Origin of the sequence: Kurthia sp. 11kri321 (assembly GCF_001534765.1) — a bacterium.
In the GTDB taxonomy this organism is placed as follows: domain Bacteria; phylum Bacillota; class Bacilli; order Bacillales_A; family Planococcaceae; genus Kurthia; species Kurthia gibsonii.
The window spans coordinates 2,236,142-2,256,477 of sequence record NZ_CP013217.1 but is presented as its reverse complement, the minus strand read 5'-3'; the positions used below and the strand labels follow the sequence as shown (position 1 = coordinate 2,256,477).

Below are 20,336 nucleotides of genomic sequence, written 5' to 3'. Positions count from 1 at the left end.
TGTGTGAAAATATCGTATTTTGACAATCAAATCGCTAAACAGATATAATGAATGAAATGAAATGTAAGAAAAGGATGAGAGACGATGGCTTCTGAGGAAATAAAGCAGTCTTTAAAGTTATATATTGTGCTATCGCGCGCACATAAGGCAATTAACGAAGTAACGAATCAATTTTTTCAAGAGAATAAATTAAATCCGACAGAATTCGCAGTGTTAGAGCTGTTATATCATAAAGGACGTCAACCACTCCAAGTGATTGGACAGAAAATTTTACTTGCAAGTGGCTCAATTACATATGTTGTCGACAAGTTAGAGAAGCGTGGCTACATTACACGAACTGCTTGTCCATCCGATCGTCGCATTACATATGCAGACATTACAAGTGAGGGCGAAGTATTCATGGCAGAATTATTCCCACGCCATGAACAGCAGCTACATGAGTTGACGAATGGCTTATCAAGCGAGGAAAAAGAACAAGCGATTCAACTATTGAAAAAATTAGGATTGTCGATTAAAGATTTATCTTATTAATCATAAAAAGCTGATGAGTCATAAGAATAGACTCTCAGCTTTTTATTTTAAATAATGTTTAAAGAAATTAAGTGAGTGGGAATAAAAGGAAAAGGAAGATTACCATTGTTATATGTGCAATGAAAACTATCGGTAAACTTTTCAGCCATTCATATAATCCTCCGAAAATAATACCCGATAAGAATGCCGCAATGGCTCCTATATAAAAACCACAAATGAGTAAAGGTAATCCAAAATGAATTGCTGATATCAGAACAGCCCATTTTTTTGAGACCATCTTTTTTAATTCTTGCTGTAAATATACACGCCAAATCATTTCTTCCCCTAAAACAATGACAATAAGTAATGCAGCATATTGCCAGATGGCAGTAGGAGAATAGATTTCAAGTAGCTCCTTCACATTTTGAAAAGCAACTGGTGAAATGTATGAGAGTATGTTATAAATACTTATTGCAGTAAAATAGCCAATTACACCAATCGGAATCCCAATGAATAGTGAGCGAAGTAAAGATTGTTTGTTCATCAGATTGCCAAAGAAAAAAGCAAAAATAATTCCAATTCCAAGCAAATTAGTATAACTAAACCAAAAAATGGGTGTATACTGAAAAGAAATAATCATAATGATTAATACAATAAGGGCAAAAAGCGAAAGTGTCGTTTTGTCTGCACGTTGTATCATCTAATCACCTCCAAATAAAAAAACCATTCTTCATGTTAAAAAGAACGGCTTTAGTGTATCATGTAGTTCATTAAAGCGGAACACCTGAGTTTACAATTTTGTAGCGTTTATGATTAATTACTGTTTTTTCTTCTAAATCAAGGTGGCGAAAGTTTTCCATAATCGTTAAATCTACTATAACAGAGTTCTCGTTTACTTTTTCAACTCGTCCTCTTAAACCGTCGTGGAATTCGATGATATTGCCGATATCTGCGATTTTCATTATGCAACATTCCCTTCAATTTCTAATTACTTACATTTTGCATGAAAAGGCTCGAAATGTAAAATAATTTACTAAGAAATAAAAAAAATTTAAAAAAGGAAGTTTTTACAATGGAAAATATGCCAGAAATGATAAATAAATTAGTTAATGGTGAAATAAAGAAAATAGAAGTCAGTAAAAATGATTTTTATGAATTTAGAGAATTAATCGTAGAAAGAGAAGATTTTAAGCGTTTTCGAGGGATAGCGCAACAAGGTGGAAAAGTCGTCTATGAATATTTAGAAAAAGAAAGAAGTTAAAATGTCGAATGGTGTCGAAAATTTCATTTCCGAAAAGTTGGGAATACTAGTATAATAATGAACGTGGTTACGAGAGGTGGAGTGAAGATAATGTCGGAAGTAGTATTAAAAAAGTTAGAACAAACACGCGAAAAAATGATTCAATGTGGACTGGAAAAAGGTTTTTTGAATGCAGAAACAATTCGTTTAAGTCGAAAACTAGATGATCTACTTAATCTTTATCAGCTCCAACAAGTAGGCACAGAGTACGAAATGAAAATTAAATCAATTGATTATGATATCCATTAATGAAGAAATTTTAAAAATGTGGGTTTAAAATATTCAAAAGGGTGGAACTATATTTAAGAACACAGCAACAATCTCATTTCCCCCTTTCTTTAGCAGATAACTCTATCTGCTATTTTTTTTTGCTTAGATTCGGTATACTAAAGAAATCAAAGGTGAAAGGATGTTCAAATATGACAAAGAAAAATGTAGCTTTTATTGGTACGGGTGTAATGGGCGCAAGTATCGTACATCACTTATTACAAGCAGGTTATGCAGTCCACATCTTTACAAGAACAGCTTCAAAAGCACAAACTTTAATCGAAGAAGGTGCTGTTTGGCATAAAACAGCTGCAGATGCTACAAAAAATGCAGAAGTTGTATTCACGATGGTTGGCGATCCGATTGATGTAGAAGAAGTTTACTTCGGTGATGCAGGAATTTTTAAAACAGCAAAAGAAGGGACACTCGTGATTGACTTAACTACTTCTCAACCAACACTTGCTAAAAAGATTGCAACATTTGCAGCAGAACGTCATATTGACGCACTTGATGCGCCCGTATCTGGTGGAGACGTCGGTGCGAAGAACGGTACATTATCTATTATGGTTGGTGGAAAAAAAGAAGCATTTGAACGTGCGCTCTCAATTTTCGAAGTATTCGGTCAAAATGTCGTCTATCAAGGTTTAGCAGGAGCAGGACAACATACGAAGATGTGTAATCAAATTGCCATTGCGACAAATATGATTGGTGTAGCAGAATCGCTTGTATATGGTAAACGTGCAGGATTAGATTTAGATACAGTGCTTCAATCTATTTCAGCAGGAGCAGCAGGTTCATGGTCTCTAAGTAACTTGGCACCGCGCATGATTAAAGGCGATCTAGAGCCAGGTTTTTATATTAAGCACTTTTTAAAAGATATGCGTATTGCTTTAGAAGAAGCCGAGCAAATGGATTTACAACTACCAGGTTTACAACTAGCGAAGAAAATGTATGATGAATTGGCAGAGCAAGGACTTCAAGAAAAAGGAACACAGGCTATTATCAAATACTACAAATCGTAGAAAAACTTCGGAGAAGAAAATGAAAAAAAGTAACTCAACACCATCTCTTATGGGATTTGCAGTGTTATTTATTGTAATCCCTCTCCTATATGTAGGAAGTTTCATCATCTACACGCAATTTAATGAGCAATGGGTTCATGTAGAAACAGCGATGCTCTCCATGTTTTGTTACTATATAGCCTGTTCTGTATGGTGGTTCGTCTATTCATGGCGAAAGAGAAAAAAACTGATGAATAATTAAAGAATACTATATAGGAAGAAAATCAAAAAAATGAACTCCATTTGTTAGGTGTTCATTTTTTTGTAAATAAAATGTGAATATATTGTAAATAATAGACATAAATAAACAAAAATATGAAACATTATGAAATAATATGAAAGAGGAGGCGGAGAGTATCGAAGCAAAACAACGTAAAAGAAGCTCTTCATGGGCGATTTATGCTTCATTACCCATTATTTCATGGGCTCTGTATGACTTTGCAAATACCATTTTTTCATCGAATATTAACACTGTATTTTTCCCTTTTTATATGGATGAAGTGTTAGGAACGAATGAAGAAAAACAGCAACTAGCAAGTACTTTTATCTCATATGCAAACGCAGTAGCGAGTTTATTACTCGTTATTTTTTCACCACTGTTTGGCGTATGGATTGACCAAACGGGCTATAAGAAAAAAGTCATTGTCTGGTTCGCCTCTACATCCATCTTCTTTACATTTATGATGGGGATTTTTGGTGAAATGAATTTACAATCGACGATTGGTGGCGTTCCGCTAAGCCTATTTATTGTCGTCATCTGTTTTGTCATTGCAAAATTCTTTTATAATTCGAGTCTTGTTTTTTATGATGCAATGATGCCCGACTTAGGAAAATCGGAAGATATGCCGCTTATCTCTGGTTTTGGTGTTGCAGTCGGTTATCTTGGCACCATCTTCGGTCTACTCGTGTACTTACTTGTGAATGATGGCAACTATGCACGTGCCTTTATTCCAACAGCTATTTTATACTTATTATTTTCATTACCGCTATTCTTTATTAATCGTGATCAACCGATACCAAAGGAAAATAGAAAAAAAGTTCGTTTTTTAACAGGATATAAAGAAATCATTCAAACATTTAAAGAAATGCGCCAACATCGTACAATCTTTAAATTTATGATTGCATACTTTTTCATTAATGATGCACTTGCTACAACGATTGCAATGATGGCAGTATATGCTGCAGCAGTTTTAGCATTCACATCAGGGCAGTTTATTCTACTTTATTTAGTTTCCACAGTCGCAGCAATTATCGGTTCATTTGCCTTTGGATATATTACAAAAAAATCAGGTGCTAATCGAGCAGTGACGTATGTTGCTCTCTTAATGGTTATTGCATTAGTCATCGCAGCCGCCGCAACAGAACAATGGATGTTTTGGATTGCAGGTAGTCTTTTTGGTATCTCTCTCGGTGCGATTTGGGTGACGTCACGAACGTATATTATTGAACTATCACCAAAAGAAAAACAAGGTCAATTTTTCGGCTTATTTGCATTCTCAGGAAAAGTTTCTTCTATTATTGGACCAGCCATCTATGGTTCCATTACCTTTATGCTACGTTCTCAAGGTGCTGTTGCCAGTAGGATTGCTTTATTATCATTAGTGGTTATGACGCTTATTGGTCTAATTATCCATATGAAAAAACTTAAAACTGTCTAATTCAAGTCTATTTGACTATCGTTCGATATGGTACAATGGTTTTAATATTAACGCATATGGAGGACGAAAAAGCATGAACTCAAAAGGAATTTTATTAGAAAGTGGTACAAATGAACTGGAAATTGTTGAGTTTGAGGTCGGTTCAAATAAATTTGGAATCAATGTAATTAAAGTAAAAGAGATTATTCAGCCAATACCTGTCACATTCATTCCACATGCACATGAATATGTAGAAGGAATTATTCAATTGCGTGGGGAAGTGCTACCAGTTGTTGATATGAAGCGTGTACTGGGTCTAACGCACTCTGAGCGCAGCAATCAGCATAAATATATCGTCGCTGAATTTAATAAACAGCGTGTAGTATTCCATGTCGACAATGTTTCAATGATTCACCGTATTTCATGGGAACATATCGAGAAGCCATCAGATATGTATCAAAATGGTACCTCACAAGTCATTGGTGTGATCAAACGTGATGATGCAATGCTATTACTACTCGACTTTGAACGAATCATTTTAGAAATTAATCCTGAAACAGGTATTAATGTGAATTCGGTTAAAAAGTTAGGTGAGCGCAATCGCTCAGAAAAACGCATTCTAATTGCTGAAGATTCACCATTACTTCGTAAACTATTAAATGATACGATGCATGAAGCTGGATACGTAAATTTAGAATTCTTTGAAAATGGTAAAGATGCCTATGCATTTTTAGAAGCAACATCTGAAGCAGGAAATATTGAAGATACAATTCAGCTCGTTGTAACAGATATTGAAATGCCTCAAATGGATGGTCATCATTTAACGAAGAAAATCAAAGAAAATGCTAAATTAGCGCATGTACCTGTTATTATTTTCTCAAGTTTAATTACAGACGACTTGAAGCATAAAGGGGAACGAGTAGGTGCGAATGCACAAATTAGTAAACCTGAAATTGCAGAACTAATTCAATTTGTTGATCAATTTGTACTCTAATTAAAGAAAAGCGGACAATTCTTACGAAACATACATCTTAGTAGATGAATAAACGTAGGAACAGTCTGCTTTTTTAATGACCATAAAAGTAACTTGTACGATGCACATGTAAATTATTTTTCTTTTTAGCTGGTATGGTCGGCTTTGGATTTTCTATTTTCATATCCGTAAAAAGAATCAATATACTTTTTGCCTGCTTTAAACTCATACGGCAAGGTGGATTTCGGTATGTACGATCTAAATGTCCTAAATGAGGAAGTTCTTTAAAGTCATCTTTTTCGGGTAAAGTATGGAAGTAGTAATCCCCACATGCAATTAATACAGAAGATTGTTGTTGGCTATTGCGTGGACGTTCCACAAAGTGAAGTCCAATCTTCTTTGCTTGTTTTTGTTCGATTAGTTTTTGAATTGCTTGTTTTTTTAGCATATATAAAAAACGATTATCGGGTGCTGTTTTAGCATGTTTATTAATGGTGAAAATGGCTTGAGCAATTTGCATTGTATTATATTTTTCAACCATATATTGTCACCTTTCTTTCAAATAAAATGAATTCATCATGATATTGGTGGAATATTCTGACCATTAAAATTTATAATAAATATAAGTTATCATACCAACTATTAATCTATAAGTATAGAGGAAACGAAAAAATAAAAGGATGTGCTTCATATGACAAAACGAAAAAGAGCTGTAATTGATATTGGATCGAACACCATTCGCCTTGTTATTTATCAATATTCCAAAATAAGTGGTTTAAAAGAATTAATGAACATCAAATCTGTAGCGCGATTACGAAATGACATTACAGAAGAAGGTTATTTGAATGAACAAGGAATTCAAAAGTTACTGAATTTACTACATTCTTTTAAAGAAATGCTTATAGATTACGGAATTGAACATTATCGCGCGGTTGCTACTGCTTCTTTGCGTCAGTCTAAAAATAATCAAGAAATTATAAAAAAGATGTACGAGGAAACAGGGATACAAATCGAGTTACTATCTGAACAAGATGAAGCGTATTATGGCTATTTTGCAGTTGCCAATACGATTTCTACACCTTCAGCAGTCACGATTGATATAGGTGGGGGTAGTACAGAAATTACGTACTATGAACAAAAAGAATTAAAACATGCGATTAGTTTACCATTCGGTTCGGTTTCGTTAAAAAGACAGTTTATGCAAAGCGATACAATGACGAAAAGAGAACATGATGAAGTGTATCATTTTGCAAAACAACAATTCAAAGAAGTGACATGGTTGAACGATTTAAAAGTACCTGTTGTCGGCATTAGTGGAAGTGCGAGAAGTATGGCGAAAATGGATCAAAGTCGTAAGAACTATCCCCTAACAGGTGTTCACCAATATCGTATGTCGTTAGCTGATTTTAATGAGATTAATGATGAGATTTCATCGTTAACATATAACGAGTTAAAAAAGATGGATGAATTATCGGCAGATCGAGCTGATATTATTGGACCAGTAGCAGAAGTATTCCGTGCGCTTATGCATGTTGTCGATAGTCAAAAATTCCAACTAAGTCGAAAAGGTTTACGAGAAGGAATTGTTATTTCAGACATTTTAAAAGAATATCCTTTAGCATTTGACCGTACAGATGTCTTTCGTTCGAATGCTCGATACTTAGCATCAGAGTTTGGAAAGTCAGAAAATCAAATTTTACATCATGCGCGTATTGCTGAACTTATGTATCGAGAATTATGTCGTCATGAATTATGGGATTATTCTGAAGAAGAAATTTATATCTTAAATCAAGGTGCGAAAGTTTATATGATTGGTGAATATTTAGAACAAGATGCAGCAAGTCAGCATACCTTCTATTTATTATCAAACCGCTCAATTAATGGACTTAATCATAAAGAACGAGTTCGTTTAGCATTGCTTGCGTCGTATAAAAATAAAGACTCTTTTTATACGTATTTAAAACCGTTTGAAGACTGGTTTACAAAAGAAGAAGTGCAAATGCTCATTCGTTTAGGCGCTTTATTAAAGCTAATTTATGCACTCGATGCCTCTAAAAGAAGCATTGTTACAGATATTGTTATTGAAATTAATGAAGAAACACCTGAGGTATTAGATTTAGAAATTCAAACTAGAGGTTATCCATTAGCAGAAAAATATCAAGGAAATAAGCAAAAAAAGCATTTTGAACGTATCGTCAAAAAAGATGTTGTTTTACATTTTGTGTAGGAGGGATTTTAGATGACAGAAGAACAGTATAAAAAAATTGCTTCACCAGAATATTATAACAATCGTGAATTGAGCTGGCTTGCGTTTAACGAGCGGGTACTACAAGAGGCGGAAGACGAACGTAATCCGTTACTTGAACGTTTACGTTTTATCGCTATTTTTAGTTCAAATCTCGATGAATTCTATATGGTGCGTGTAGCGGGATTACAAGATCAAGTACGCGCAGGTTTTAATAAACCAGAAAACAAAGCTGGATTGACACCGAAAGAACAGTTAGCAGCAATTGAACAAAAAACAAAAGAGTTAGTCGATCGTCAAATGGAAGTCTATCATCAACTAACAAAAGAACTATTACCAAAAGAGAAAGTTTTTATTCATGAGATGAAAGATTTAGACGAAGAACAGTTGAGCTATGTAAAAGAATACTTTGAAGAAATTATTTTCCCAGTATTAACACCCATTGCAGTAGATGCATATCGACCATTCCCAACTTTACTAAGCAAAACACATAATTTACTTGTTATGTTAGAAGATCAACATGGCGGAAAAGAACAGCAGAAAAAAGTAGCAATTGTTCAGGTGCCTGCAGTGCTGGATCGTTTTATCTGTTTACCAAAACGCAATGGTAAAATGGAGGTTATCTTAATTGAAGAAGTGATTATGCACAATATTGATATTTTATTTAAAGGGTTTAAAGTACAATCTGTGCAATCATTCCGGCTAACACGTAATGCTGATTTGACGATTCACGAAGAAGGTGCACGCGACCTATTGACGGAAATCGAAAAAGAATTAAAAAAGCGTAAGTGGGGAAGTGTTTCTCGTGTTGAAGTGCGCAAAGGAGAAATGCAAGAGAATGTATTACAATTCTTAATACGCGAATTGGATGACTGGGATGCACAAGTTTTTAATATTAAGGGACCTTTAGATTTAACGTATCTATTTTCGTTTTGTAAAGTAGTGGGTGATTTACGAGAAGATTTACAATATGAAAGTTTTATCCCACAACCACCACAGGATGTAAGTTCAGACGATAATATTTTTGAAAAAGCATTAAAGCAAGATTTATTTTTCCATCATCCATACGAATCGTTTTCACCAATCGTTGATTTCGTAACAGAGGCAGCAAAAGACCCAAATGTGTTAGCTATTAAACAAACATTGTATCGTGTAAGTGGCAATTCACCTGTCATCCAAGCATTAAAGTTAGCCGCTGAGAATGGTAAGCAAGTGACTGTATTAGTTGAGTTAAAAGCGCGCTTTGATGAAGAAAATAACGTACTTTGGGCGAAACAATTAGAACAAGCAGGATGTTTAGTTATTTATGGTATGCATAATTTAAAAACACATTCGAAAATAACACTCGTTGTTCGAAAACGTCAAGGACGAATTGAACGTTTTATTCATTTAGGTACAGGTAATTACAATGATGCAACAGCTAAAATCTACACGGATATGGGAATTATTACGACGAAGAAAAAACTTGGTATTGATGCGACAAACTTCTTTAACTATTTAAGTGGTTATACAGAAAAACCACATTATCATCATTTGGTCGTATCACCATTCGATATTCGAGAAGAATTCATTCGTTTGATTGATTTAGAAATTGAATATCATAAAAAACATGGAAATGGACGCATCTACGCAAAGATGAATTCATTAACCGATAAAGATTTAATTATGAAAATGTATGAAGCGTCAATTGCAGGTGTTCAAGTACATCTCATCATTCGTGGTATTTGCTGCTTACAACCAGGAATTAAAGGTGTAAGTGAAAATATTACAGTGATTAGTATTGTAGGACGTTTCTTAGAACATTCTCGTATTTATTGGTTCCATCATAATGGTGAAAATAAAATCTATTTATCTTCAGCAGATATGATGACACGTAATATGATTAAGCGTGTTGAAATTCTGTTCCCAATATTTGATACAGGGATTAAAAAGCGGATTATGCACGTGGTAAAACTCCAATTGCAAGATAATAGTAAGGCACGTGTATTAGAAGCTGATGGACAATATCGTTACAAAAAGATAGATGAAAAAACGGAGATTATTGACAGTCAGTTAATTCAAGAGCGAGATGCTAATAAAGTATTAAGTGATGAAGAATAGAAAAAAAGCGTATGAAAGAAGGAGATTCCTCTTATCATACGCTTTTTCTTTGTGTGAAAAGTATATGATATGTTAAAATAAGTAAAAATGAATGGTTATTCACTTTTAAATCAGAAGGGGGAAAATAATATGTTAGCAGGTCAGGTAATTATTGTTACAGGCGGATCAAATGGGATGGGGAAATACATGGCGAAGAATTTTGCCGAGCAAGGTGCACATGTAGTGATTACAGGACGTGATCAAGAAAGATTATATGCTGCACAGCGCGAACTACAGCAAACAGCAATGGGAGAAATTGCAGTATTTCAAATGGACGTTCGTGTAGTAGAGCATGTAGATGCAATGGTGAAATATGTTCATGATAAATTTGGTACCATCACACGACTTGTAAATAATGCAGCTGGAAATTTTATTGTACGTGCAGAAGACTTATCTCCAAATGGTTGGAAATCTGTCATTGATATTGTTTTAAATGGAACTTTTTATTGTTCTCAAGCTGTAGGGAAGTATTGGATTGAACATCAAATTAAAGGAGCCATTTTAAATATGGTGGCAACTTACGCTTGGCAAGCAGGAGCTGGTGTTGTCCATTCAGCAGCTGCAAAAGCAGGGGTACTGTCTTTAACACGCACATTAGCAGTTGAATGGGGAAGTGCTTATGGTATTCGTGTGAATGCTATTGCACCTGGTCCGATCGACCGAACAGGAGGAGCAGAGAAATTATGGGAATCGGAAGAAGCAGCTAAACGTACATTACAGTCTGTACCACTTCATCGCTTAGGGCAACCAGAAGAAATTGCAGATTTAGCGGCATTTATTTTATCGGACAAAGCCGCGTATATGAATGGTGAATGTGTGACACTAGATGGTGGACAGTGGTTAAACTCACATCCATTTTAAAAGGTTGATACCGCTTACATCCTTGTCATGTTGAGTATTTTCGAGTTATGCATAGTATTCTCAATTCATTTTATGTTATGATAAAAAGAGGTGAAGTACTCTATTTTTTAAATAGAAAAGGAGTAGAATTCTATGATTTCCACGAACAGCAAAGAATTGCTCGAAATGCCAATTCATGATTTTATTATACCAGCTGAGAAAGTAGCGCACGTTCAAATTGGTAATAATGCAGAGCATGCTTTATTAGTATTAACAAAAACAGGATATTCTTCGATTCCTGTACTCGACTCAAGCTATCGTTTTCATGGTCTAATTAGTATTCGTATGATCATGGATTCAGTCTTAGGCTTAGAACGAATTGAATATGAAAATTTAGAAGTGTCGAATGTCACAGAGATTATGGATCGAGACATTGCTACATTGAATATTAATGATAATTTTAAGCGAGCTTTAGATTTAGTAATTAATCATGCCTTCTTGTGTGTAATTGATGATGAAGGTACATTTGTTGGGATTATGACACGTCGTGTAATTTTAAAACAGTTAAAAAAATATGTATATCAACCAAAATCATAATCATTTTGGCTGAATTAAAAGGAACTGTCTTAAGAGAACGGATGAGACAGGTCCTTTTATTATTTTGAACTACATACATTTTGAATACGTATATGGAGGTGTTCGCATGACAACATCTGAAGCACAAATTTTAAAGATTTTAGCTGAAGAAGGAAATATGAGAAAAGCAGCAGAACGCCTATTTTTATCGCAACCAGCACTTTCACAACGCTTACAATCAATTGAAAAAGATTGGGGAACGCAGCTTTTTTTACGTTCACAAAAAGGTTTAACACCTACCCCGTCTGGTGAACTTGTTATTCAATATGCGAATGAGATGGCTACTAGACGAGAAGAAGTGTATGAACAACTACAGTCGTTAACACAAAAAGTACATGGAACATTGAAAATTGCATGTGCTTCAATTGTTGGTCACACATGGTTGCCACAAGTATTAAAAGAGTTCGTACAAAAATATCCAGATGCGAAAATTTCGCTCATGACAGGCTGGTCATCTGAAATTGTCAAAGCGCTATATGATGGTGAAGCACATATTGGGATTGTACGTGGGCATTCTGATTGGAAAGGCCGAAAAACACATTTATTTAGAGATACAATGTACTTAGTAGATAAAGAAATTAAATCACTGGATGAGGTATTTGAGACTGAACGACCTTTTATTCAATTCAAAAGTGATTCGAATTATTATCAAGAAATTCAACAATGGTGGCAACGACAATTTTCTTCAAGTCCAAAGCATCAAATCACAGTTGACCAAATCGAAACGTGTAAGCAGATGGCATTGAATGGTATTGGCTATGCGATTTTACCGTCTATTACATTGACAGGCGAAGAAGATGTCAATCGAATCAACCTCGTCAGTGATGATGAAAAATTTGCACTAACACGTGATACATGGTTGATTGGATATGATTCGAGTTTTGAGCTCCGTCAAGTAGCAGCTTTTGTTGAAATTGTGCAACAACATGCAGAATGTTTGTATGATTATTCAAAAAATAAGTGAAATTTTTTGAATAATCGGTTACAATTAGTGCATCTTTTTTTCAATAGGAGGAAATGCACAATGAAAAAGTTAAACGCACAAGAAATTATCGCTTACTTAGCAAATGCCAAAAAAACAACACCAGTTAAAGTTTATGTAAAAGGTACAAATGTGTCTTCATTAGACTTTGGTACAGATAGTAAAGTATTTGGTGAAGGTAATTCCGTAGTTGTATTTGGCGACTGGTCACAAATTGAACAAGCAATCAACGCACATGAGGCACAGATTGAAGATTACGTAATCGAGCAAGACCGACGTAACTCAGCTGTGCCTTTATTAGATACAAAAGCGATTAATGCACGTATCGAACCAGGCGCACTTATTCGAGATCAAGTTACAATTGGTGATAACGCAGTAATCATGATGGGTAGTGTTATTAATATTGGTGCGGAAATTGGCGCACGTACGATGATTGATATGAATGTTGTATTGGGTGGTCGTGCAACAGTGGGAGAAGATTGCCATATTGGAGCAGGTGCCGTTTTAGCAGGTGTGATTGAACCCCCAAGTGCTGACCCTGTAGTAGTTGAAAATAATGTAATGATTGGTGCAAATGCAGTTCTTCTAGAAGGAGTACGAGTAGGAGAAGGTGCAGTAATTGCAGCAGGTGCTGTCGTAACAAAAGATGTTGAACCTTATACAGTAGTTGCAGGTATTCCAGCACGTGAAATTAAAAAAATTGATGAAAAAACAAAATCAAAAACAGAAATTATGCAAGATTTAAGAAAAATATAAGAGGTGAATGGTGTGAAGTCTTTTATGGAAGTTCGAAGGGATTTACATAGAATTCCGGAGATTGGTTTTCAAGAGTTTAAGACGCAACAATATTTACTCGATACAATTACATCGTTTATAAAGCCCTATATGCGTATCATAAAATGGCGAACGGGTTTTATTTTAGTTATTGAAGGTATTAATCCTCGTTTGCAATTAGGATGGAGAACAGATTTAGATGGTTTGCCTGTTCAAGAACAAACTAATTTATCATACGCTTCTGAACATGAGGGTTTCATGCATGCATGTGGACATGACTTCCATATGACGATTGCGCTAGGGCTTGCGAAACGATTTGCGGATGTTCAACCAGAGCATACGATTTTATTGTACTTCCAACCTGCTGAAGAAGGCCCTGGAGGCGCAGAGCCTATGTTAGAGTGGGTGAAGGCAAAACATCCAGAACTACTTCCGGATTATATGTTTGCATGTCACATCGCACCAGAGTATCCTGTTGGAACTGTTGCAACACGACCTGGTATGTTATTTGCAAATACATCTGAACTTTTTATTGATTTAAAAGGACTAGGTGGACACGCAGCATTTCCGCACCATACAAAAGATATGACTGTTGCAGCTGCATCGCTTATTATGCAACTACAGACGATTGTCAGTCGTAATATCAATCCATTAGAAGGTTCTGTTATTACAGTTGGTAAAATGACTTCTGGCACCGTACAAAACGTTATTTCAGATGCTGCACGTTTGGAAGGAACAATCCGTACAGTAACAGCTGAGAGTATGGCGCAAATAAAAAAACGTATTCAAACATTGTGTGAGGCGACTGCTCTTGCATTTGAATGTGATGTGACGGTTGACTATGGTTCAATGTATTATCAAGTGTACAATGATGCACACTGTGCGACATCGCTTCTTCAATATGCAGATTCTGTAGAAGGTATGACAGCGTACGAATGCCCACCAGCGATGACTGGGGAGGACTTTGGTTTCTTTTTAAAAGAGATTCCGGGCGCGATGTTTTGGGCTGGGGCGAATACCCCTTATGGACTACACCATGCGAAAATATCACCCGATGAAAATCTCATCGAACAAAATATTTTATTTGTAGAAGGATTTCTTCGACAATTCCACTTGAAATAAATAAAACACTTGTTCTCTTTTGCTACTTTCTGTATGATAAAACAGATTACGTAAATAAAGGAGTACACAGATGAACCAATTAATTGAATATATCGTATGGGGTGCCATCGCGGTTGGGATTCTTTTATTCCTTTCGATATTGATTCGCTTTATTCAAGAAAGAAAAAGAAGAAAATCCTATGAACGATTAATGCAGACGACACAAATTCGTGATGTCGATGAAATGGACGGATATGTTTTTGAGGACTTTTTAGCACATGTATTTGAAGACTTAGGTTACAAAGCAGTTGCAACGCAGCGCTCTAATGATTTTGGGGCAGATGTCATGTTACAACATGATGAAGGGAAAATTGTGATTCAAGCAAAGCGTTATCAAGATAAAGTTGGTTTAAAAGCAGTACAAGAAATTTATGCAGCACAGGCTTTTTATGAAGCAAATGAAGCATGGGTGATTACGAATAATTATTACACACAGGCCGCAAAGCAATTAGCTACTGCTTGTCATGTGACACTCATGAATCGAGAAGATCTCATTGATTTATTAAAAGAACGTAAAAAAGTTATGAAGTCTTCAAGGCGTGCATCTTGATTTACACAACACAATATAAGTACGAAAAAAGAATCGCGTGATAAGTTACGCGATTCTTTTTTGTTTATGCTTTTGTATCCAAGTCGATATTCGGTTGTTGATGTACAGGTCTTTGAATGGGATTTCGCTTTTGCCATACATAGGTGATCACGAAGCAAATCATGAGAACGGCACCACCTACGATGAATGGAATCGACATATTAATATCGAATAATGTACCTGCAATTGCGGGTCCAATCATATTCCCAAGAGACATATAGGAGTTGTTCATACCAGAAGCAAAACCTTGTTCTTTCCCAGCAGCATAGGAAATGAGTGTATTGACTGCTGGACGAATAAGAATAGCCGCTGTTTGGAAAATTGTTGCAACAACTAGGATAAGGAAGAATCCACTAATGTAAATCATACAAACTGTAAAGATTGATGCGATAACGAGACTGAACAGAATAATGCGCATCTCACCAAAACGTTTGAACAGCTTGTCTAATAATAGTCCCTGAACAATAACACCGATGAAGCCACCAACAGTTAAGACAATGGCAATTTGATTCGGTGTGAAGTCAAATTTATACGTTAAAAATAGTGACATAGAAGATTGGAAGTTTGCGATACCAAATGTGAAGATGAAAACAACTAATAGTAGAACAAAATAAGGTGTAGTGAAAGAAGTTTTCATGTCTTTTAAAATATTACCACTACCTGTACTTTTCGCACCTTTTGCTACGACTGGTTTTGTTGCAGGAAGCAAGAACATCGTTAAAATACCTGCTAAAATAGCTGCAGCACCAGCGAAATAGAATGGGAAGTGTAAATTAATATTGGACAATAAACCACCTAGACCGGGTCCAATTGTAAAACCAAGCGAAATAGCTGCGCCAATTAGTCCCATCGCTTTCCCACGTTGTTTCCCAGTTGTAATGTCTGCTACATATGCCATGATGGGTGGTGTGATGAAGGCAGAACCCACACCTGTTAAAAAGCGGAAGATATAGAGTTCGTAAAGATGGCTCGCGACACCGAATAAAGTCATGAACGTACCATTAATCAGTAGCCCGATTACGATGAGTTTTTTTCGACCAAAACGGTCAGAGAGAGATCCAGCGAGTGGAGAGAAGATGAATTGTGCAAGTGCGATACTGGCGATTAAAAAACCAAGTACAGCGCCTTGTCCTCCAAAGCCTTGTAAATAATGTGGCATGATGGGAATAATTAATCCGATACCACTCATGGAAATAAACATGTTGAACATTAAGAGTGCGAGTGCTAATTTTACTTTCTTTTCCATAAAAGGCTCCTTTGTTGAGTATTTCGTATAGCTAAATAATAACGGCTATAGTATAGAATCGCAATGAAAAAAATCTACTTCTTTTGACTGAAACAACCTTACTTGTAGTATTCCTTTTTATAAGGAGAACAACCATGTTGAAACATCAAAAAAACTGTAGATGAAACGAATTCATCTACAGTCCATTTATTCATTAATTGCCATTTTAAATTTCAGGAATAATTCATTGTATTCCCCGATTTTTTCAAGGCCAAGGTTTTTATAAACATGTAAGTTTTCGCGTGTTTCTTTCGAAGGGTAGTAACGTTCGTCGTTTACTACTTCTTCATCAAGCAGAGAAAGAGCCGCTTTATTTGGTGTTGAGTAACCGACATAATCTGCATTTTGGGCTGCATTTTCAGGTTCTAACATGAAGTTAATGAATTTATGTGCGCCCTCTACGTTTTTAGACGTTTTTGGAATGACCATATTATCAAACCATAAGTTTGAACCTTCGCTTGGCACTGTGTATGTTAAATCTTCGTTCTCATACATCATATCTGCTGCTTGTCCAGACCATGTTAGCGCGACCATCGCATCTTCATTAATCATCAGCTGTGTTACTTCATCACCGATAATTGCTTTGACGTTCGGTCCCATCTTAATTAGCTTGTCTGTTGCAGCATTTAACTCTTTTGAATCTGTTGAGTTCAGTGACTTACCCATACTGTTCAATCCCATACCAAGCACTTCACGCGCACTATCTACTAAGACTACTTTACCTTTTAAAGAAGGATCCCATAAATCATCCCAACGTTCGAATTTATATTTGTCGCCTAATAATTTAGGGTTATAAACAATCCCAACTGTTCCCCAGAAATAAGGAATTGAATATTGGTTTTTTGGATCGAATGGTAAATCTAAAAAGTCTTTATCAATATTTTTTAAATTCGGAATGTCTTTATGATTAACAGGTAATAATAGATTTTTTTCTTTCATTTGTTCGATTGTGTATTCAGATGGAACGGCGATATCGTAGTTTGTTCCGCCTTGTTCAATCTTTGTCATCATCGCTTCATTTGAATCGAATGTTTCATAAACGACGTGAATACCTGTCTCTTTTTCAAACTTTTTAAGTAGGGCAGGGTCGATATATTCGCCCCAGTTATAAACTGTTAAAACTTTTTTGCCTGATACACCAGATGATTGGCTCAGCGAATGTACCGCATAGAATAAGATACCGCAAACAGCGAGTAGGGCAATACTAATGCGTATAAGTGATTTCATTAATTACGCACCCCCGTTTTTTTACGTGTCGTAATAAAGTGATAGCCAAGTACAAGAATAATTGTGACAAAGAATACTAAACCTGAAATCGCATTAACTGTTAGTGATACACCAGCACGTGCCATTGAATAAATCTCAACAGATAATGTACTGAAACCATTACCCGTAACGAAGAACGTAACAGCGAAATCATCTAATGAGTAAGTTAAAGCCATGAAGAAACCAGCAAAAATACCTGGTTTAATAAATGGAATGATGACACGCGTTAAAATATCACGTTGTGAAGCACCTAAATCACGTGCAGCATCAATTAATGAACTGCTCATCTCTTGTAGTTTTGGTAATACCATAATAACAACGATTGGAATACTAAAGGCAATATGACTTAATACTACCGACATAAAGCCGAGTTTCACACCCACAATTGTAAAGAGAATTAAGAATGAAGCACCGATAATAACGTCAGGGCTTACGATTAATACATTATTCATTGATAAGACTGTATTACGTAATTTACGATTACGCATGGATGAAATACCGATTGCACCAAGTGTTCCGATGAATGTCGAAATGAGTGCTGAGAGTAAAGCTACAATGATTGTATTCATTAAAATAATGAGTAGACGATCATCTTCAAAAACCGCTTTATAATGTTCCAATGTGAATGATTTGAAGTTTACCATCGAACCACCACTGTTGAAAGAGTAGAAGATTAGGAAAAAGATGGGTGCGTATAAAACGACCATGACAAGTGCTAAATAGACTTTAGAACCTTTACTTAGTCTTTCCATTTTGTGTCTCTCCCTTCTCTTTAGAACCTGTTAGGAACATGATGATAAACATAACGATGATTAGGAATACAGCAATGGTTGAACCCATTCCCCAGTTTTGCGCAACTAAGAATTGTTGTTCAATCGCTGTACCAAGTGTAATGACTTTGTTACCTGCGATTAAGCGAGTAATCATGAATAGTGATAGCGCTGGGATAAATACAGCTTGCACACCTGCTTTAATACCATTCATTGTTAATGGAATAATGACGCGACGGAATGTTGTAATGCGTGAAGCACCTAAGTCACGTGCAGCATCAATTAGTGCAGGATTTAATTTATCCAGTGCATTAAAAATAGGTAAAATCATAAATGGAATAAAGATATAAACAGATACAAAGATGAAACTGAAATTCGTGAATAGAATTTGCTGTTCACCAATACCAATTGCAGCTAAGAAAGCATTAATCGGACCTTTGTTACCAAAAATACCAATGAATGCATATGTTTTTAATAATAAGTTCACCCATGAAGGGATAATAATTAAGATTAACCATAACTGTTTATGTTTTAATTTTGTAATTAAATAAGCAGCAGGGTATGAAACGAGTAATGAGAATAAAGTAATTAAGAACGCATACCAGAACGAACTTAATGTCATCTCAAAATAGACACTCGTAAAGAAGTTTTTATAGTTTTCAAGTGTAAAATGACCATCTAAATCGAGCATTGAGTAGTACAGTACGAGTAAGATTGGTGCGACAACGAATAGTACAACCCATGCATAGTAAGGGATAAGAGAGAAAACTCCGCCCTTATTTTTCATCGTGGTCATCTCCGTATGATTCTAAACGTTTATCGAAATCTTCTTCAGATTCATTTAAACGCATGATGTGAATTGATTCTGGATCGAAATCTAAACCGATTTTTGCACCAACATCGGCTTTTTTCAGTGAATGAACAAGCCATTCATTACCAGCTTCATCAAATGTAGAAAGTTCATAGTGTACGCCGCGGAATAATTGCGAATCGACTGTTACAACAAGTTTTCCTTGTTCGACAGTTGTTAATTCTAAATCTTCCGGACGAATAACCACATCTACTTTTTCATTTGGGTTTAAACCTTGGTCAACACATTCAAATTCTTGACCGTTCATATTAACAACAAAATCGCGTACCATGATGCCAGAAATAATATTTGATTCGCCGATAAAGTCAGCTACAAAGCGATTAATTGGTTCATCATAAATATCAACTGGTGTCCCGCTTTGTTGAATATTTCCTTCATTTAAAACAAAGATTTCATCACTCATCGCAAGTGCTTCCTCTTGGTCATGTGTTACAAAGATGAATGTCTTGCCTAAACGTTGTTGTAATTCGCGTAATTCGTATTGCATCTCAGTACGAAGCTTTAAATCAAGAGCAGATAGTGGTTCATCTAATAAGATAATTTCAGGATCATTAACAATCGCGCGTGCAATCGCAACACGTTGACGTTGACCCCCTGACATCTCTTGAATTTCGCGTTTACCGTACCCTGCAAGGTTGACGAATTTTAATGCTTCTTCAACGCGGCGTGTAATTTCAGCGTTATTTACCTTTTGAATACGTAAACCAAAAGCAACATTCTCAAAAACATTTAAATGTGGAAATAGTGCATAGTCTTGAAAGACCGTATTTACTTGGCGTTCATTAGCAGGCACTTTATTAATGTTCTTTCCATTAAATAAAATTTCACCTTGTGATGGTTCCATAAAACCAGCGATTAAACGTAAAATCGTCGTTTTACCACAACCTGATGGTCCAAGTAAAGTGTAGAATTTTCCTCTTTCAAGTTCAAAGTTGACGCCCTTTAACACCTGTGTACCGTCGCTGTACGACTTTGACACGTTGTTAAACGAGATAATAATATTTTCTGACATGATGTACTAGGCCTCCTA

Annotated in this window: 23 protein-coding genes; 15 read left to right on the top strand and 8 right to left on the bottom strand. The window is 35.7% G+C overall.

The genetic code is table 11. The features are described from left to right. Window positions 1–84 precede the first annotated feature (84 nt). Window positions 85–531 (top strand): MarR family winged helix-turn-helix transcriptional regulator, encoded by a 447-nt coding sequence (locus ASO14_RS11400; protein ID WP_068455297.1) that lies wholly within the window; start codon window positions 85–87, stop codon window positions 529–531. Between the two features lie 67 nt (window positions 532–598). Here the strand turns inward: ASO14_RS11400 and ASO14_RS11395 are convergent, their stop codons facing one another. Together ASO14_RS11395 and ASO14_RS11390 are read right to left on the bottom strand one after the other, a co-directional pair. Beyond that, complete coding sequence (locus tag ASO14_RS11395) at window positions 599–1,210, bottom strand: CPBP family intramembrane glutamic endopeptidase (protein ID WP_068455294.1); 612 nt, start codon at window positions 1,208–1,210, stop codon at window positions 599–601. Between the two features lie 70 nt (window positions 1,211–1,280). Next, on the bottom strand, window positions 1,281–1,472 hold the full coding sequence (locus tag ASO14_RS11390; protein WP_068455291.1) for a YkvS family protein: 192 nt from the start codon (window positions 1,470–1,472) through the stop codon (window positions 1,281–1,283). A 110-nt stretch (window positions 1,473–1,582) separates the two neighbouring features. Between ASO14_RS11390 and ASO14_RS11385 the strand changes: the two genes are divergently transcribed. From ASO14_RS11385 to ASO14_RS11365, 6 genes are all read left to right on the top strand, one after another. Next, window positions 1,583–1,771, top strand: coding sequence for a hypothetical protein (locus ASO14_RS11385; RefSeq protein ID WP_068455288.1), 189 nt, complete (start codon window positions 1,583–1,585; stop codon window positions 1,769–1,771). A gap of 90 nt (window positions 1,772–1,861) precedes the next feature. After that, window positions 1,862–2,059 (top strand): aspartyl-phosphate phosphatase Spo0E family protein, encoded by a 198-nt coding sequence (locus ASO14_RS11380; RefSeq protein ID WP_068455285.1) that lies wholly within the window; start codon window positions 1,862–1,864, stop codon window positions 2,057–2,059. A gap of 170 nt (window positions 2,060–2,229) precedes the next feature. Continuing rightward, window positions 2,230–3,099: an NAD(P)-dependent oxidoreductase gene (locus ASO14_RS11375; protein WP_068455282.1), complete on the top strand. Its 870-nt coding sequence runs from the start codon at window positions 2,230–2,232 to the stop codon at window positions 3,097–3,099. Window positions 3,100–3,118: 19 nt separating this feature from the next. After that, a complete protein-coding gene (locus tag ASO14_RS15050; protein WP_131004892.1) occupies window positions 3,119–3,340 on the top strand; it encodes a hypothetical protein in 222 nt (73 codons plus the stop codon). Between the two features lie 133 nt (window positions 3,341–3,473). Beyond that, the gene (locus ASO14_RS11370) at window positions 3,474–4,796 is read left to right on the top strand and encodes an MFS transporter (protein ID WP_068455279.1); all 1,323 of its coding nucleotides are present in this window, start codon (window positions 3,474–3,476) and stop codon (window positions 4,794–4,796) included. 73 nt (window positions 4,797–4,869) lie between these two features. Continuing rightward, window positions 4,870–5,769, top strand: a complete 900-nt coding sequence (locus ASO14_RS11365; RefSeq protein ID WP_068455276.1) for a chemotaxis protein — start codon at window positions 4,870–4,872, stop codon at window positions 5,767–5,769. Between the two features lie 73 nt (window positions 5,770–5,842). Here ASO14_RS11365 and ASO14_RS11360 read toward each other — a convergent pair whose 3' ends face one another. Further along, window positions 5,843–6,289, bottom strand: a complete 447-nt coding sequence (locus ASO14_RS11360; protein WP_068455273.1) for a YkyB family protein — start codon at window positions 6,287–6,289, stop codon at window positions 5,843–5,845. Window positions 6,290–6,439: 150 nt separating this feature from the next. Between ASO14_RS11360 and ASO14_RS11355 the strand changes: the two genes are divergently transcribed. The 8 genes from ASO14_RS11355 (at window position 6,440) to ASO14_RS11320 (ending at window position 15,075) form a co-directional block, all read left to right on the top strand. Continuing rightward, complete coding sequence (locus ASO14_RS11355) at window positions 6,440–7,975, top strand: Ppx/GppA phosphatase family protein (RefSeq protein WP_068455270.1); 1,536 nt, start codon at window positions 6,440–6,442, stop codon at window positions 7,973–7,975. Between the two features lie 12 nt (window positions 7,976–7,987). Then, window positions 7,988–10,093, top strand: coding sequence for an RNA degradosome polyphosphate kinase (locus tag ASO14_RS11350; RefSeq protein WP_068455267.1), 2,106 nt, complete (start codon window positions 7,988–7,990; stop codon window positions 10,091–10,093). A gap of 129 nt (window positions 10,094–10,222) precedes the next feature. Beyond that, window positions 10,223–10,993 carry a 2,4-dienoyl-CoA reductase gene (gene fadH, locus ASO14_RS11345; protein WP_068455264.1) on the top strand — a complete coding sequence of 257 codons (771 nt, stop codon included), beginning with the start codon at window positions 10,223–10,225 and terminating at the stop codon, window positions 10,991–10,993. Window positions 10,994–11,125: 132 nt separating this feature from the next. Beyond that, window positions 11,126–11,569, top strand: a complete 444-nt coding sequence (cbpB, locus tag ASO14_RS11340; protein ID WP_068455261.1) for a cyclic-di-AMP-binding protein CbpB — start codon at window positions 11,126–11,128, stop codon at window positions 11,567–11,569. Between the two features lie 106 nt (window positions 11,570–11,675). Continuing rightward, window positions 11,676–12,572 (top strand): transcriptional regulator CcpC, encoded by an 897-nt coding sequence (locus tag ASO14_RS11335; RefSeq protein ID WP_068455258.1) that lies wholly within the window; start codon window positions 11,676–11,678, stop codon window positions 12,570–12,572. Between the two features lie 60 nt (window positions 12,573–12,632). Further along, a complete protein-coding gene (gene dapD, locus ASO14_RS11330) occupies window positions 12,633–13,346 on the top strand; it encodes a 2,3,4,5-tetrahydropyridine-2,6-dicarboxylate N-acetyltransferase (RefSeq protein WP_068455255.1) in 714 nt (237 codons plus the stop codon). Between the two features lie 12 nt (window positions 13,347–13,358). Continuing rightward, window positions 13,359–14,486, top strand: coding sequence for an N-acetyldiaminopimelate deacetylase (locus tag ASO14_RS11325; RefSeq protein ID WP_068455252.1), 1,128 nt, complete (start codon window positions 13,359–13,361; stop codon window positions 14,484–14,486). Between the two features lie 70 nt (window positions 14,487–14,556). Further along, window positions 14,557–15,075 (top strand): restriction endonuclease, encoded by a 519-nt coding sequence (locus ASO14_RS11320; RefSeq protein WP_068455249.1) that lies wholly within the window; start codon window positions 14,557–14,559, stop codon window positions 15,073–15,075. Between the two features lie 64 nt (window positions 15,076–15,139). Here the strand turns inward: ASO14_RS11320 and ASO14_RS11315 are convergent, their stop codons facing one another. From ASO14_RS11315 to ASO14_RS11295, 5 genes are all read right to left on the bottom strand, one after another. Next, window positions 15,140–16,360 (bottom strand): MFS transporter, encoded by a 1,221-nt coding sequence (locus ASO14_RS11315; protein WP_068455247.1) that lies wholly within the window; start codon window positions 16,358–16,360, stop codon window positions 15,140–15,142. Window positions 16,361–16,546: 186 nt separating this feature from the next. After that, window positions 16,547–17,626, bottom strand: coding sequence for an ABC transporter substrate-binding protein (locus tag ASO14_RS11310; protein WP_068455244.1), 1,080 nt, complete (start codon window positions 17,624–17,626; stop codon window positions 16,547–16,549). Then, on the bottom strand, window positions 17,626–18,417 hold the full coding sequence (locus ASO14_RS11305) for an ABC transporter permease (protein ID WP_068455242.1): 792 nt from the start codon (window positions 18,415–18,417) through the stop codon (window positions 17,626–17,628). The genes ASO14_RS11310 and ASO14_RS11305 overlap by 1 nt, the downstream gene beginning before the upstream one ends. Continuing rightward, the gene (locus ASO14_RS11300; protein ID WP_068455239.1) at window positions 18,401–19,222 is read right to left on the bottom strand and encodes an ABC transporter permease; all 822 of its coding nucleotides are present in this window, start codon (window positions 19,220–19,222) and stop codon (window positions 18,401–18,403) included. Before ASO14_RS11300 ends, ASO14_RS11305 begins: the two co-directional genes overlap by 17 nt. After that, a complete protein-coding gene (locus tag ASO14_RS11295; RefSeq protein ID WP_068455237.1) occupies window positions 19,212–20,318 on the bottom strand; it encodes an ABC transporter ATP-binding protein in 1,107 nt (368 codons plus the stop codon). The genes ASO14_RS11300 and ASO14_RS11295 overlap by 11 nt, the downstream gene beginning before the upstream one ends. Window positions 20,319–20,336 lie beyond the last annotated feature (18 nt).

Excerpts from the sequence above, each read along its gene's own strand:
- ASO14_RS11400 (WP_068455297.1), top strand. The coding sequence starts at position 85 with ATGGCTTCTGAGGAAATAAAGCAGTCTTTAAAGTTATATATTGTGCTA.
- ASO14_RS11395 (WP_068455294.1), bottom strand. The coding sequence starts at position 1,210 with ATGATACAACGTGCAGACAAAACGACACTTTCGCTTTTTGCCCTTATT.
- ASO14_RS11390 (WP_068455291.1), bottom strand. The coding sequence starts at position 1,472 with ATGAAAATCGCAGATATCGGCAATATCATCGAATTCCACGACGGTTTA.
- ASO14_RS11385 (WP_068455288.1), top strand. The coding sequence starts at position 1,583 with ATGGAAAATATGCCAGAAATGATAAATAAATTAGTTAATGGTGAAATA.
- ASO14_RS11380 (WP_068455285.1), top strand. The coding sequence starts at position 1,862 with ATGTCGGAAGTAGTATTAAAAAAGTTAGAACAAACACGCGAAAAAATG.
- ASO14_RS11375 (WP_068455282.1), top strand. The coding sequence starts at position 2,230 with ATGACAAAGAAAAATGTAGCTTTTATTGGTACGGGTGTAATGGGCGCA.
- ASO14_RS15050 (WP_131004892.1), top strand. The coding sequence starts at position 3,119 with ATGAAAAAAAGTAACTCAACACCATCTCTTATGGGATTTGCAGTGTTA.
- ASO14_RS11370 (WP_068455279.1), top strand. The coding sequence starts at position 3,474 with ATGAAAGAGGAGGCGGAGAGTATCGAAGCAAAACAACGTAAAAGAAGC.
- ASO14_RS11365 (WP_068455276.1), top strand. The coding sequence starts at position 4,870 with ATGAACTCAAAAGGAATTTTATTAGAAAGTGGTACAAATGAACTGGAA.
- ASO14_RS11360 (WP_068455273.1), bottom strand. The coding sequence starts at position 6,289 with ATGGTTGAAAAATATAATACAATGCAAATTGCTCAAGCCATTTTCACC.
- ASO14_RS11355 (WP_068455270.1), top strand. The coding sequence starts at position 6,440 with ATGACAAAACGAAAAAGAGCTGTAATTGATATTGGATCGAACACCATT.
- ASO14_RS11350 (WP_068455267.1), top strand. The coding sequence starts at position 7,988 with ATGACAGAAGAACAGTATAAAAAAATTGCTTCACCAGAATATTATAAC.
- fadH (WP_068455264.1), top strand. The coding sequence starts at position 10,223 with ATGTTAGCAGGTCAGGTAATTATTGTTACAGGCGGATCAAATGGGATG.
- cbpB (WP_068455261.1), top strand. The coding sequence starts at position 11,126 with ATGATTTCCACGAACAGCAAAGAATTGCTCGAAATGCCAATTCATGAT.
- ASO14_RS11335 (WP_068455258.1), top strand. The coding sequence starts at position 11,676 with ATGACAACATCTGAAGCACAAATTTTAAAGATTTTAGCTGAAGAAGGA.
- dapD (WP_068455255.1), top strand. The coding sequence starts at position 12,633 with ATGAAAAAGTTAAACGCACAAGAAATTATCGCTTACTTAGCAAATGCC.
- ASO14_RS11320 (WP_068455249.1), top strand. The coding sequence starts at position 14,557 with ATGAACCAATTAATTGAATATATCGTATGGGGTGCCATCGCGGTTGGG.
- ASO14_RS11315 (WP_068455247.1), bottom strand. The coding sequence starts at position 16,360 with ATGGAAAAGAAAGTAAAATTAGCACTCGCACTCTTAATGTTCAACATG.
- ASO14_RS11310 (WP_068455244.1), bottom strand. The coding sequence starts at position 17,626 with ATGAAATCACTTATACGCATTAGTATTGCCCTACTCGCTGTTTGCGGT.
- ASO14_RS11305 (WP_068455242.1), bottom strand. The coding sequence starts at position 18,417 with ATGGAAAGACTAAGTAAAGGTTCTAAAGTCTATTTAGCACTTGTCATG.
- ASO14_RS11300 (WP_068455239.1), bottom strand. The coding sequence starts at position 19,222 with ATGAAAAATAAGGGCGGAGTTTTCTCTCTTATCCCTTACTATGCATGG.
- ASO14_RS11295 (WP_068455237.1), bottom strand. The coding sequence starts at position 20,318 with ATGTCAGAAAATATTATTATCTCGTTTAACAACGTGTCAAAGTCGTAC.